At 67.6% G+C, this 11,938-nt stretch carries 12 protein-coding genes; 7 read left to right on the top strand and 5 right to left on the bottom strand.

Annotated features, from left to right (window positions below):
* Position 1 precedes the first annotated feature (1 nt).
* Positions 2-1,417, bottom strand: coding sequence for an NAD(P)/FAD-dependent oxidoreductase (locus tag AC5Y7D_RS15830; RefSeq protein WP_499925565.1), 1,416 nt, complete (start codon positions 1,415-1,417; stop codon positions 2-4).
* A gap of 260 nt (positions 1,418-1,677) precedes the next feature.
* On the opposite strand from AC5Y7D_RS15830, the gene AC5Y7D_RS15825 reads away from it, so the two are divergent.
* The gene (locus AC5Y7D_RS15825; protein ID WP_499925657.1) at positions 1,678-3,168 is read left to right on the top strand and encodes an HNH endonuclease signature motif containing protein; all 1,491 of its coding nucleotides are present in this window, start codon (positions 1,678-1,680) and stop codon (positions 3,166-3,168) included.
* On the opposite strand, the gene AC5Y7D_RS15820 is transcribed toward AC5Y7D_RS15825, so the two are convergent.
* The 3 genes from AC5Y7D_RS15820 to AC5Y7D_RS15810 are packed head-to-tail and all read right to left on the bottom strand — an operon-like array spanning position 3,165 to position 6,192.
* Entirely contained in the window at positions 3,165-3,770 is a 606-nt protein-coding gene (locus AC5Y7D_RS15820; protein WP_499925561.1) for a hypothetical protein, read from the bottom strand. The genes AC5Y7D_RS15825 and AC5Y7D_RS15820 overlap by 4 nt on opposite strands.
* Before the next feature lie 2 nt (positions 3,771-3,772).
* The gene (locus AC5Y7D_RS15815) at positions 3,773-5,002 is read right to left on the bottom strand and encodes a serine hydrolase domain-containing protein (RefSeq protein WP_499925656.1); all 1,230 of its coding nucleotides are present in this window, start codon (positions 5,000-5,002) and stop codon (positions 3,773-3,775) included.
* Positions 4,993-6,192: an acyl-CoA dehydrogenase gene (locus tag AC5Y7D_RS15810; RefSeq protein ID WP_499925556.1), complete on the bottom strand. Its 1,200-nt coding sequence runs from the start codon at positions 6,190-6,192 to the stop codon at positions 4,993-4,995. The genes AC5Y7D_RS15815 and AC5Y7D_RS15810 overlap by 10 nt, the downstream gene beginning before the upstream one ends.
* Positions 6,193-6,227: 35 nt before the next feature.
* Between AC5Y7D_RS15810 and AC5Y7D_RS15805 the strand changes: the two genes are divergently transcribed.
* Genes AC5Y7D_RS15805 through AC5Y7D_RS15780 form a run of 6 tightly spaced genes read left to right on the top strand, consistent with a single transcriptional unit; the run spans position 6,228 to position 11,504 of the window.
* Positions 6,228-6,599, top strand: a complete 372-nt coding sequence (locus AC5Y7D_RS15805) for a DUF3054 domain-containing protein (RefSeq protein ID WP_499925553.1) — start codon at positions 6,228-6,230, stop codon at positions 6,597-6,599.
* 7 nt (positions 6,600-6,606) lie between these two features.
* Positions 6,607-7,515, top strand: a complete 909-nt coding sequence (locus AC5Y7D_RS15800) for an SAM-dependent methyltransferase (RefSeq protein WP_499925551.1) — start codon at positions 6,607-6,609, stop codon at positions 7,513-7,515.
* Positions 7,512-7,994: a GNAT family N-acetyltransferase gene (locus AC5Y7D_RS15795; protein ID WP_499925549.1), complete on the top strand. Its 483-nt coding sequence runs from the start codon at positions 7,512-7,514 to the stop codon at positions 7,992-7,994. The genes AC5Y7D_RS15800 and AC5Y7D_RS15795 overlap by 4 nt, the downstream gene beginning before the upstream one ends.
* Entirely contained in the window at positions 7,991-9,064 is a 1,074-nt protein-coding gene (locus AC5Y7D_RS15790; RefSeq protein ID WP_499925546.1) for an LLM class flavin-dependent oxidoreductase, read from the top strand. The genes AC5Y7D_RS15795 and AC5Y7D_RS15790 overlap by 4 nt, the downstream gene beginning before the upstream one ends.
* Positions 9,061-10,176, top strand: a complete 1,116-nt coding sequence (locus AC5Y7D_RS15785) for an LLM class flavin-dependent oxidoreductase (protein ID WP_499925544.1) — start codon at positions 9,061-9,063, stop codon at positions 10,174-10,176. Before AC5Y7D_RS15790 ends, AC5Y7D_RS15785 begins: the two co-directional genes overlap by 4 nt.
* Positions 10,173-11,504 (top strand): NtaA/DmoA family FMN-dependent monooxygenase, encoded by a 1,332-nt coding sequence (locus tag AC5Y7D_RS15780; RefSeq protein WP_499925542.1) that lies wholly within the window; start codon positions 10,173-10,175, stop codon positions 11,502-11,504. Before AC5Y7D_RS15785 ends, AC5Y7D_RS15780 begins: the two co-directional genes overlap by 4 nt.
* A gap of 11 nt (positions 11,505-11,515) precedes the next feature.
* On the opposite strand, the gene AC5Y7D_RS15775 is transcribed toward AC5Y7D_RS15780, so the two are convergent.
* Positions 11,516-11,824: a hypothetical protein gene (locus AC5Y7D_RS15775; RefSeq protein ID WP_499925540.1), complete on the bottom strand. Its 309-nt coding sequence runs from the start codon at positions 11,822-11,824 to the stop codon at positions 11,516-11,518.
* Positions 11,825-11,938: the final 114 nt, after the last annotated feature.

Below are 11,938 nucleotides of genomic sequence, written 5' to 3'. Positions count from 1 at the left end.
GTTAGCCCGCCGCCCGCTGTTCGGCCGCTTCGGCGCGTTCGGCGGCGGCCAGCGTGCCTTCTTCGGCATACTCCTTCACCCAGTTCACCGCCACCCGCGCGTAGATCATCTGACTGGTGATGGCCATCTGGCCCCGGGTGCGGCCGAGGAAGGCCAGGCCCCAGGAGAACATGGCGGCGATCCGGTTGCGGTGGCCGACCAGGTAGATAAGGTGCAGCCCCAGCCAGGCCAGCCAGGCGAAGAATCCGGCGAACTCCAGCTTGCCGATCTGCGTGACGGCGTTGTAGTGGGAGATGAGGGCCATGCTGCCCTTGTTGAAGTAATGGAACGGCTCGCGCGCGGCCGGGTCGTCCTTGCCTTTGACGACGTTCTTGATAATGCCGGTGGCGTACTTCGCACTCTGGATTGCGCCCTGGGCCATCCCCGGCACGCCAGGCACCGACATGAGATCCCCGACGACGAAGACGTTCGGGTGTCCCTTAAGGGTGAGGTCGGGCTCCACGACAACCCGTCCCGCGCGGTCGGTCTCGGTTCCGTCGGACTGCTCGGCGATGAGCTTGCCCAGCGAACTGGCTTGCACGCCCGCCGCCCACACCTTGCATGCGCATTCGATGCGGCGTTCGGTGCCGTCCTTCTCCCTGACCGTGATGCCCCTGTAGTCGACCGCGGTCACCATGGCGTTCAGTTGGACCTCGACGTCCATCTTCTCCAGCTTGTGTTGCGCCTTGAGGCCCAGTTTGGGACCCATTGGCGGCAACACCGCGGGGGCGGCGTCGAGCAGAATCACCCGGCACTCGCTGGGCGTGATGGTGCGGAACGCCCCGGCCAGGGTGCGCTCGGCGAGCTGGACGATCTCGCCGGCCAGTTCGACGCCGGTGGGCCCGGCCCCGACCACCACGAAGGTCAACCGGCGTTCGCGCTCGGCATGGTCAGTGGCGACCTCGGCGGCTTCGAATGCGCCCAGGATGCGGCCGCGCAGCTCCAGTGCGTCATCGATGGTCTTCATGCCCGGCGCGAAGGTGGCGAATTGATCGTTGCCGAAATAGGACTGCTGGGCGCCGGCCGCCACGATCAGGCTGTCGTAGTGCGTCACCGTCTCCATGTTGATCAGCTTCGAGGTGACCGTCTGGGATGCCAGGTCGATCCCGCTGACCTCACCCAATATCACCCGCACGTTCTTCTGCTTGCGCAGGATCAACCGGGTGGTCGGCGCGATGTCACCCTCGGAGAGGATGCCGGTCGCCACCTGGTAAAGCAGCGGCTGAAACAGGTGGGTGGTCGTCTTGGAGATGAGCGTGATGTCGACGTCGGCTCGCTTGAGCGACTTGGCCCCATTCAGGCCGCCGAACCCGCTTCCGATGATGACGACGTGATGGCGTTTTTCGGCAGTCGGGGGTTCGCCGGATGCGGGCGTCATGGTCCTCCTTCAGTCGGGTCACTGCAGCGCATCTACCGTACGACTCAACGAGCCGAAAGTCGCATGTTTGCGGTCCGCGAGCGGTTCGGCCGGCCCGGAACACGCCGGCCTCGAGTGATGAACACCCCCGGTCCCGCGCGTCGAGCCACGTGTCGGTCCAGCCGGGTATTATCGAATATATGTTCGATGGGCCGGTCGGGGTGTCGCCTGTCGACGGTGAGCTGTCTTTCGCCGAGCGGGTGGCGCGTTTTGATGCGCTGATGGGCGAGGTGTTCGCCCGCCGGGACGGGTTGTTGGGTGCCACCGAGGAGTCGCGCGGCTGGGTGGGGCGGGTGTGTGGGGCGGCGCGGGTGGTCAATCAGGCCGCGGCGGCGGAGTTGGTGGCGGTGGGGGAGTTGTTCGCCTACCGGTTGGCTCGGGGTGGGGAGTGTGAGGACTGGGCCATCGACACGATGAAGGCGGTGGCCGGCGAGGTGGCGGCGGGGTTGAAGATCAGCCAGGCCCGCGCGGAGACCAAGCTGCGCTATGCCCGGGTGATGCGCGAGCGGCTGCCGCGGGTGGCGGCGGTCTTTGGTGCCGGGGATATCGATATGGAGGCCTTCGCCACGATCGCCTACCGCACCGATCTGATCGAAGACCCGCAGGTGCTGGCGCGGGTGGACAGCAGGGTGGCGGCCAACGTGACGCGCTGGCCCTCGCTGAGCCGGCGGCGGCTGGCCCAGAAGGTGGATGCGATCGTGGCCCGCGCCGATGCCGATGCGCTGCGTCGCCGCAAAGAGGTGCAGGCCCAGCGGGAGGTGTACATCGGCCCGCCCCTGGATGGGGTGTGCGCGATCGAGGCCCGGGTCCGGCTGTCCGATGCCCAGGCCCTGGATCAGCGCCTGTCAGGGTTGGCGGCCACGGTGTGCCCAAATGATCCGCGCGCCGCCGCGCAACGCCGCGCCGACGCGCTGGGGGCGCTGGCCGCCGGCGCGGCCCGCCTGGGCTGTGAGTGCGGACGCCCGGACTGCACCGCCGCGGGCCGCACACCGGCCGGCCCGGTGCTCATCCATGTGATCGCCGAGGCCGCGACCCTGGCCGGGCACAGCGACACCCCGGCCTGCCTGCTCGGCGCCGAAGACCTCATCACCGCCGAGCTGCTGGCCGAGCTGGCCCTGACCGCCCGGCAACGACCCCTGATCCACCCCGGCTACGGTCCCCCCGAACCCCGGCACACCCCCTCGGCAGCGCTGGCGGATTTCATCCGGGCGCGGGATCTGACCTGCCGCTGGCCGGGCTGCGACGTCCCGGCGACCCGGTGCGACCTCGACCACACCATCCCCTACGCCAACGGCGGGCCCACCCACGCCGGCAACATCAAGTGCTACTGCCGCACCCACCACCTCCTCAAAACCTTCTGGGGCTGGACCGAAAAACAACTCCCCGACGGCACCCTGATCCTGACCTCCCCGGCCGGCGAAACCCACCTCACCACCCCCGGCAGCGCCCTGCTGTTCCCCAGCCTGTGCCACGCCGTGGGCGGCATGCCCGCCCCCGAAGCCCAAAACCCCGACGACTACTGCGCCCCCCGCACCGCAATGATGCCCACCCGCCGCCGCACCCGCACCCAAGACCGCGCCTACCGCGTCGCCGCCGAACGCCGCGCCAACCACCAAACCCGCACCGCCCACCCCGCCAACGCCGCAGACTACTTCGCCTACGCCGACCACCGCCCACCACCAAACCCCGACGACGAACCCCCACCCTTCTAGTTGGGCCAGGCGCTTGCCGAACTCCGGAAGTTGGCGTTCGGAGGGTTGCAGAAATCCGAGTTGGTGCCCGACAGCAGGACGAAATAGCCTTCGCCCTTGCGGGTCATGCTGTACGGGGGGTAACTCCAACCGCTGTTACACATGGACGTCGGGGTGCCCATTGTCGCCCGGCGCCAACTGGACTTGGCGCAGGCGGTGAGGGCTTCGACGTCGGGCACGCTGCTCTTGGCGATCACCAGCATCCCGCCGCCCCATTGCCCGTCGGCCCGCCGGTAGGCGCGCGCCCCGAAGCCTGCCCCGTTCACCTGGCAGCCCAGCGCACGCTGCAGCGGCTGAAAAACGGTGGCGAGGTCGCGGTTGGCGACAGCGGCGGCGGCGGTGATGAATTGGGCTGCATCGGAGCCGTCGACCTCCTGCACGTTGGGGTCATGAAAGCTGAACAGCTGCTGCGCGATCCCGCTCGCGTTCCCACCGCCGCCGATCACCGGGCCGCTGCCGGTCGGGGTCATCGGCGGCAACCCGCCGGCCGGGTCCGCCGCTGCCGTCGGAGCCAGGCCGACAGACAACACCGCAGCCAGGACCACGCGTGCAACAAGTTTCATCGCTACCTCCCGGGTGGCATGGGTGGGGCGTCGCCGGGAACCAGCTCGGCGCCGATCTTGCGGAACAGGATGTCTGCCTGATTGGTGTAGTTGCCCCGCTCGTCGAAGGCCTCGGGTGCGTAGGTGACCGCGACGGCTATCGCGACCTTCTGCGACGGCAGGTACGCCTCCACGGCAGCCTCGCCGGAGAACAGGGGATTCTGCATCAGCCACTTTCCGGAGATCACGATCCCGAGACCATAGGTGTATCCGTCACTTTGATCGAAACACGTCGGACAGCCCGGTTGGGGCCGGGTCTTGCCGCGCAACTCTGTCGACACCATCTTCTTGTACGAATCGGCCGACAGCAACCTGCCGGACCCGATACCGGCCGCGGTGGCCTCCATGTCGTAGATGTTCGTGGTCTGGATCGCGCCGTGGGTGATGGTCCAGGACGGGTTCCAGAACGTCGACTCCTCGTAAAACGGCACGCCGGCAGGTACTTTCAGGAACTCGCGGCGCTCGGAGCTGAACGCGTGCAGGGCGGGTAGCGGAATCTCCGGAGTCTCGGAGTTGGCTGTCGATGTCAGGCCCAGCGGCGCAAGCACTTTGGTCTGCAACAGCGACGGCATGTCGTGGCCGGTGGCCTTCTCCAGCGCCAGGCCCAGCAGGACGTAATTGGTGTGCGCATAGTTCCAGTTGGTACCCGGCTCGTAGAGCAGTGGCCGCGATGAGATCTGAGCGAGAGTCTCCTGAGTGGTCCACTGCCGGAATGGGTTTGCGTACAGCTCGTTACTGAAGGCGTCATTGCCGATGACATAATCGGGGTAGCCCGACGTCATCTGTGCGAGCTGGCCCAGTGTGACGCGGTCGGCGTGCGGGAAGTCGGGCAGCCACTTGGCCAACTTGTCCTGCAGGCTGACCTTCTGCTCGTCGACCAGCTTGAGCAGGAGCGTCGACACGTACGAAATGGCCACGGCCCCATTGCGAAAGTGCATGTTGGTGCCGGCCGGCACGCCGGTCACCGAATCACCGGCGGCCTGCGTCACCACCTCCCTCCCGTCGACCGTCACCCGCACGATCACCGCCCGCAGGTGTGCCTGGCCCATGAAGTCGCGGACCACCCGCATCACCGCGTCGGCCTGGGCCGCCGGGCCGCTCGATGGTGACGGCGGCGTCACCCGCGGCACTGTGCAGCCGGCCAGGACCGCCAGCAGGGCGACTACAACGCCGGCGCGTCGCATCACCGGAATGCGGGCAGGCCCGTGAACGCCTGGCCCAGCACCAGTTGATGCATCTCGGGCGTGCCCTCGTAAGTCAGTACCGATTCCAGGTTGACCATGTGCCGGATCACCGGGTATTCCAGCGATATCCCGTTGCCACCCAGGATGGTTCGTGCGGTGCGGCAGATCTCGATCGCCTCCCGGGTGTTGTTCAGCTTGCCGAAGCTGACCTGATCCGGACGTAATCCGACGCTGTCCTTGAGGCGGCCCAGGTGCAGTGACAGGAGCTGACCCTTGTGCAACTCGATGGCCATGTCGACGAGCTTGGCCTGGGTCAACTGGAACCCGGCGATCGGGCGCCCGAACTGGGTGCGCTGACTCGCATACTCCAGGGCTGACTGCCACGCCGAACGTGCCGCACCCATGGAGCCCCACACGATGCCGTACCGCGCCTCCGACAGGCAGGCCAGCGGCCCATTGAGCCCCACGGCACCGGGCAGCAACGCGTCGTCGGGCAACCGCACGTCCTCGAGCACCAACTCGCTGGTGATCGACGCCCGCAGCGATAGCTTGTGGTGAATGGTGTTGGCCGAGAACCCCGGTGTGTCCGTCGGGACGAGGAACCCGCGTACCCCTTCGTCGGTGGCGGCCCACACCACCGCGACGTCGGCGATCGAACCGTTGGTGATCCACATCTTGCGTCCGTTGAGCACCCAGTCCGTTCCGTCGCGCCGGGCCCTTGTTTTCATCGCCGCCGGATCGGATCCCGCGTCGGGCTCGGTCAAACCGAAGCAACCGAGCAGCTCGCCTGCCGCCATGCCCGGCAGCCACCGCTGCTTCTGCTCCTCCGAGCCGTTGTTCCAGATCGCGAACATCGCCAGCGAGCCCTGCACCGACACCAGCGACCGGATACCGGAATCGGCCGCCTCCAGCTCGAGGCAGGCCAGTCCGTAGTGCACCGCCGACGCGCCCCCGCATCCGTAGCCGTCCAGATGCATGCCCAGCAGGCCCAGTTCGCCGAACTGCTTGGCCAATTCACGTGCCATCGGCAGGTCGCCGTCCTCGAACCACTGGCCGACGTACGGGATCACCTGCTCGGTGCAGAACGCCCGAACCGTGTCGCGCACGGCGATCTCGTCACTGGACAGCGACGCGTCCAGGCCCAGCGGGTCGAATGGATCGAATGCGGGCGGCTTGCGGTCATGGCTATCGGTGCTCATGGGTCAATCCTGCACCGGGCCGGTATTCTCGCTGCATGCAACCGCGGCGGGGGCCGGCCTGGCTCGGTGTGGACGTGCTGGCCGTGCTGGTCTTCTGTGCGCTGGGGCGCCGCAGTCACGACGAAGGCATTACCGTCGGCGGGCTCGCGACCACCGCCTGGCCCTTTCTGAGCGGGACGGCACTGGGATGGCTGGTGTCGCGCGGCTGGCGCCGGCCCGCCGCGGTGTCGCCCACCGGAGTGATCGTCTGGGTATCGACCGTGGCGGTCGGCATGCTGTTGCGCAAAGCCAGTTCGGCCGGGGTGGCGGCGGCCTTCGTGGTGGTCGCCACGACGGTGACCGCCGTGTTCCTGCTCGGCTGGCGGGCGGGCGTCCAACTCGCCGACCGGCACCGCTCGGACCGCTGACGGCCAGATGGTACGAACCGACGGCGACACGTGGGATCCGGCCACCGGCGTCGGCATGACCGCCACCTTCGGTGCCGTGGCCAGAGCCGTGGCAACCAAGAAAGGTCTCATCAACGATCCATTCGCCGAGTCGCTGGTGCGCGCCGCGGGGGTCGAGTACTTCATCCGGATGATCGAGGACGAGCAGTATGCGGCCGACGGGGGCGGTGACCCCGTCAGGTCCGGCATGCTCAATCTTCTTGCCGTGCACGGGAAGTTCCTGGACGAATTCCTGGCCAGAGCCACGCGGGCCGGTATCCGCCAGGCGGTCAACCTGGGCTGTGGACTGGACACCAGGGCGAACCGATTGTGGTGGCCACCCGGAACAACGGTGTACGAATGCGACCAGCCGGGGGTGATGGAGTTCAAGTCGCAGGTGCTGCGGGACCTGGGCGCGAAGCTGACCACGCACCGGCGCACGGTGGGAGTCGATCTCCGCGGCGACTGGATGACGGCGCTGCGCCGGGTCGGATTCGACCCCGATCAACCCACCGTTTGGATAGCCGAGAACCTGCTGGTGGGATATCTGCCGCCCGACGCGCACGATCGGCTCCTTCATGAGGTCAGCGCGGCGAGCGCGAACGGAAGCTGGTTCGGCGCCGATTACATGCCGTGGACCGAGGTGCAGCTGCGCGAGGCGCGGGCCTTCATCGACGGCTGGCGTCAGGAGGGCCTGGACATCGACCTGTCCAAATTGACGTACGTCGCCGAATTCCGTTCCGTCCCCGAGAATCTGGAAGCACACGGTTGGCAGACCGCCGAACGGACGCTGATCGACTTGCTGTCCAACGCCGGTCTGGCCGGGCGTCGACGGGTCAGCCCGCACGACCTGGCCGTCACGCCCCGGTACGTGACCGCGACGATGGCAACCCGGTGACGGGTGAGCTGCGCTTCGTGCCGGCGGGCTTACATGATCCGCTGGCGCGGCCACTGCTGGTCGAGCTTGCCGACGAGTACGCCCAACGTTACGGCGGAGAGCCGAAGCGGTATTTCGACTGGCTCATCGACAGTCCGGACGGTGAGTTCTCGGCGCCACACGGCGGGATGCTGATCGGACTCGTGGACGGCCAACCGGTGACCGGCGGTGCCTTCTGCCGGTTCGACGCCGAGACGGCCGAGCTGAAACGAGTCTGGACCCATCGCGACCACCGCCGCCGCGGCTACGCCCGGGCACTGCTGGCCGAGCTGGAATCGGAGATTGCACGGCGTGGTTACACCAGGGTGTACCTCATCACCGGTGACCGCCAGCCCGAAGCCGAGGAGCTCTACGAATCGACCGGGTACACCCGGCTGTCCGAACCCTTGCCATCGCGGGGCCCGGTGTTTCCCATCGCGTTCTTGAAGGCACTCCCATGACGTTTCATCTCGGCGTCGGCCTGGACGGGTACGGCTGGCACACCCGGGCGTGGACGCTCACCGGCGAAACCCGCTCGGTACTGAGCGGACGGTACTGGGCCGAGCTGGCGGCCACGGCCGAGCGCGGCCTGCTCGACTTCTTGACCGTCGACGACTCGCTGATGCCGCAACCCGGACGCCGCGAACGCATCGATCCGCATCGCCTCGCCGGACGTGGCGACGCGGTGCTGGTGGCGGCGCGTATCGCCCCGGCGACGCGGCACATCGGGCTGATCCCGGTCGCCACCGTCACCCACACCGAACCGTTTCATATCTCGAAAGCCATTGCGACACTTGACCATGTCTCGCACGGCCGGGCCGGTTGGCAGCCCAGGGTCAGCGTCACCACGCACGAGTCAGCGCTGTTCGGCCGCCGCAGGGTACGTCCCGAGGAGCTGTTTCCCGAAGCGCGCGACTACGTCGAGGTGGTGCGCAGGTTGTGGGACAGCTGGGAGGACGACGCGATGATCCGTGACGTTGCCACCGGACGTTACGTCGACCGCGACAAGCTGCATTACATCGACTTCAGCGGAATGTACTTCTCGGTCAAGGGGCCCTCGATCACACCGCGCCCGCCGCAGGGGCAGCCGGTGATCGCCGTCCTGGCGCACGCCACGCCGGTATACGAGTTCGCCGCCGATACCGCCGACGTCGTTTTCGTCACGCCCGCCGACACGTCGATCGGTGATCTGGTCACCGAAGTGCGCGCCATCGGTCCTCGCCTGAAAGTATTCGCCGACATTGTGGTTTCGTTCCACGGTGCAACCGACTTCAAGTCCGACACGCTGGTGTGGGGCGGCAGTGCGGCCGAATTGGTCGACCTGTTGCTCGAGTGGCAGCGCGCGGGCATCGACGGCGCGCGGCTGCGCCCGGCCGTGCACGCCACCGACCTGCCGGCGATCGTGGACGAGGTGGTGCCGCTGTTGCGGCGCGCCGGCCAGTTCCGTGACCGTTATCGGGATGGCGAAACGCTGCGCGAACGACTCGGGCTGCCGACAGCGCCCAACCGGTACGCGGCGGTGAGCCGATGATTCCGCTGTCGGTGCTGGACCTGGCGCCCATCAGCGCCGGCAGCGACGTAGCCAGGGCACTGCACAACACCATCGACCTCGCCCAGCACGCCGAGCGGTGGGGCTTTCGGCGCTACTGGATAGCCGAGCACCACTTCGTGGGCGTAGCCAGTTCGTCCCCGGCCGTACTGATCGGACAGATCGCGGCGGCCACCAACAGAATTCGGGTGGGCGCGGCAGCGGTGCAACTGGGCTATACGACCGCGGTCGCGGTGGTCGAGAACTTCGGGATGCTGGAGGCCTTCTATCCCGGGCGCATCGATCTGGGTGTGGGCCGCTCCGGCCAGCGCCGGTCCCAGGAGGGCAAACCGAAGAAGCCACGCGAGCCCCGGCCGCCGCGGGTGTGGCACGAGGTCGACGGCGTGGTGATTCCGACGCCGTTCGACCTACGCGGGATGCTCGATCTGGAGCGACTGCAGGCCACCATGGAAATCCTGCAGCAGCCCGAGGCGATATCGCCGGACTTCGCCGAACAGGTCGACGACATCCTCGCGCTGCTGGACGGGCGCTACCGCGCCGGCGCATTCGACGTGCATGCGGTACCTGGCGAGGGAAGCGGGTTGCGGCCGTGGATATTCGGCAGCACCAGAGGACAGAGCGCGCGGGTCGCCGGCGCCCTTGGCCTGCCGTTCGTGGCCAGCTACCACATCACCCCGGCCACCGCGCTGGAAGCCATCGAGGCCTACCGCGAGACGTTCGTGCCGTCCGCGGCCCTGGACGAGCCCTACGTAGTGGTGTCGGCCGACATCGTGGTCGCCGACGACACGGCGACGGCTCAGCGTCTGGCCGCCGGGTACGGCCACTGGGTCTGTTCCATCCGAACCGGAGTGGGCGCGATGCCCTATCCGGCCCCCGAAGACTGCGGGCCGCTCACCGATGCGCAATTCGAGTTGGTAAAGGACCGCATCGCAACACAATTCGTCGGGGATCCGGACGAGGTCGCCGACCGTTTGCGCGCGCTGGCGCGGGTCGCCGGAGCCGACGAACTCGTCGTCACCTCGGTCACCCACCGCCACGAGGACCGGCTGCGCTCGCACGAGCTGATCGCACGTACCTGGGGCTTGACCCGTTGAGTCGCAAGCCCGTTCATCTCGCAGCTCACTTCCCGGGTGTCAACAACACCACCGTGTGGACCGACCCCAGTGCGGGCAGTCAGATCGAGTTCGAGTCGTTTGTGCACCTGGCCCGCACCGCCGAACGCGGGTTGTTCGACTTCTTCTTTCTGGCCGAGGGGTTGCGGCTACGCGAGCACCGCGGCCGCATACACGACCTGGACGTGGTGGGCCGGCCGGACACCTTCACCGTGCTCGCGGCGCTGGCCGGAGTCACCGACCGCATCGGCCTGACCGGCACCATCAACACCACCTTCAACGAACCCTTCGAAGTGGCAAGGCAATTCGCGACGCTCGATCACCTTTCCGAGGGCCGTGCCGGCTGGAACATCGTCACCTCGTCGGATGCGTTCACCGGCGCCAACTTCCGCAGGGGCGGCTTTCTCCCGCACGCGGACCGCTACCGGCGGGCCGAGGAGTTCGTCACGGTAGCGCGGAAGTTCTGGGACAGCTGGGCGCCGGACGCCGTGGTGCGCAAGGACGGCGTGTACGTGAACCCGGATGCGATCCGCCGCGTCGAGTTCACCGGTTCGCACTTCGACGTCACGGGTTTCGCGACGCTGCCGGCCGGGCCGCAGGGCCATCCGATATTGCTGCAGGCGGGTGACTCCGACGAGGGGCGGGCATTCGGTGCGCGGTATGCCGACGCGCTGTTCACCCTGCACGGCTCGCTCGAAGACGGTCAGCGCTACTACGCCGACGTCAAGGGCCGGGCCAAGAAGTTCGGGCGGAACCCCGACCAGCTCAAGGTTTTTCCGGCAGCCACCTTTGTCCTGGGTGACACCGCCGACGAAGCCGCGGACCGGGCCCGCCACATCCGCCATCAGCAGGTCAGCGGTGCGACCGCGATCGCCATGCTCGAACAGGTCTGGGGCCGTGAGCTTTCCGGTTACGACCCGGACGGTCCGCTGCCCGATTTCGACCCGGTCGTCGACAGCGACATCACCCAGGGCCGCGTGCGGCACGGCGACCCGGTTGCGGTAGCGCGGCGTTGGCGGGAGTGGGCGCAAGCGGAGAAGCTGTCCATCCGTGAGTTGGTGATCGCGGCGACCAGCAGGGAGCAATTCGTCGGCACGGCCGGCCATATCGCCGACGAAATCGACCGCTACGTGCAGGCCGACGCGTGCGACGGGTTCATCCTGGTGCCGCACCTGACGCCACACGGGCTGGACGAGTTCGTCGACCGGGTGGTCCCGTTGTTGCAGGAGCGTGGCGTGTTCCGGACCGAGTATCCCGGCATGACGCTGCGCGAGAATCTGGCACTAAGCGACCCGCGCAGCGACATGTAGCCGGTCGGGCGTCAGGGGCACATGAACGAAATCGGCGGGCAGACGAAGGTGCCCGGCGGAAGCGGGCCCTCGGCCCAGACCCCTCCGGATACTTGGTGGACTTCGTGGCACGTGTTCATGTCCCACCCGGCCGCCAGGTCTCGGATCTGCCACCACACGGGGTCGCCCGGGCACCAAGTGCCGTGGCCGACCGGGTCATATACCAAATCCGCGTGCGCCGGCGCGGTGCCCGGCCCCAAGGCGGTGAGCCACAAACTGGCGACTGCGCCGAAGCCCGTAATCAGAACGCCGGCGAGAGTTCGCTTCACCGTGTTGGCCATGTCGTATTCCTTTCCACAATTCCGCGCCGTTCACGGCAGCGGATTCTTTACGCCGTCCATTGCACATAAGGGGTTTTGCTGTCGATCCCGAATTGCGTAATCGACGGGACACGT

Source organism: Mycobacterium sp. NGS49 (assembly GCF_059812565.1).
Note: the sequence above shows the minus strand (reverse complement) of the source record. Positions and strands in the feature narration are given on the sequence as shown.

What these genes read in the sequence shown, in the direction of transcription:
- AC5Y7D_RS15800 (WP_499925551.1), top strand. Translation starts at nt 6,607, where the DNA reads ATGGTACGAACCGACGGCGACACGTGGGATCCGGCCACCGGCGTCGGC.
- AC5Y7D_RS15790 (WP_499925546.1), top strand. Translation starts at nt 7,991, where the DNA reads ATGACGTTTCATCTCGGCGTCGGCCTGGACGGGTACGGCTGGCACACC.
- AC5Y7D_RS15805 (WP_499925553.1), top strand. Translation starts at nt 6,228, where the DNA reads ATGCAACCGCGGCGGGGGCCGGCCTGGCTCGGTGTGGACGTGCTGGCC.
- AC5Y7D_RS15775 (WP_499925540.1), bottom strand. Translation starts at nt 11,824, where the DNA reads ATGGCCAACACGGTGAAGCGAACTCTCGCCGGCGTTCTGATTACGGGC.
- AC5Y7D_RS15810 (WP_499925556.1), bottom strand. Translation starts at nt 6,192, where the DNA reads ATGAGCACCGATAGCCATGACCGCAAGCCGCCCGCATTCGATCCATTC.
- AC5Y7D_RS15825 (WP_499925657.1), top strand. Translation starts at nt 1,678, where the DNA reads ATGGGCGAGGTGTTCGCCCGCCGGGACGGGTTGTTGGGTGCCACCGAG.
- AC5Y7D_RS15830 (WP_499925565.1), bottom strand. Translation starts at nt 1,417, where the DNA reads ATGACGCCCGCATCCGGCGAACCCCCGACTGCCGAAAAACGCCATCAC.
- AC5Y7D_RS15785 (WP_499925544.1), top strand. Translation starts at nt 9,061, where the DNA reads ATGATTCCGCTGTCGGTGCTGGACCTGGCGCCCATCAGCGCCGGCAGC.
- AC5Y7D_RS15820 (WP_499925561.1), bottom strand. Translation starts at nt 3,770, where the DNA reads ATGAAACTTGTTGCACGCGTGGTCCTGGCTGCGGTGTTGTCTGTCGGC.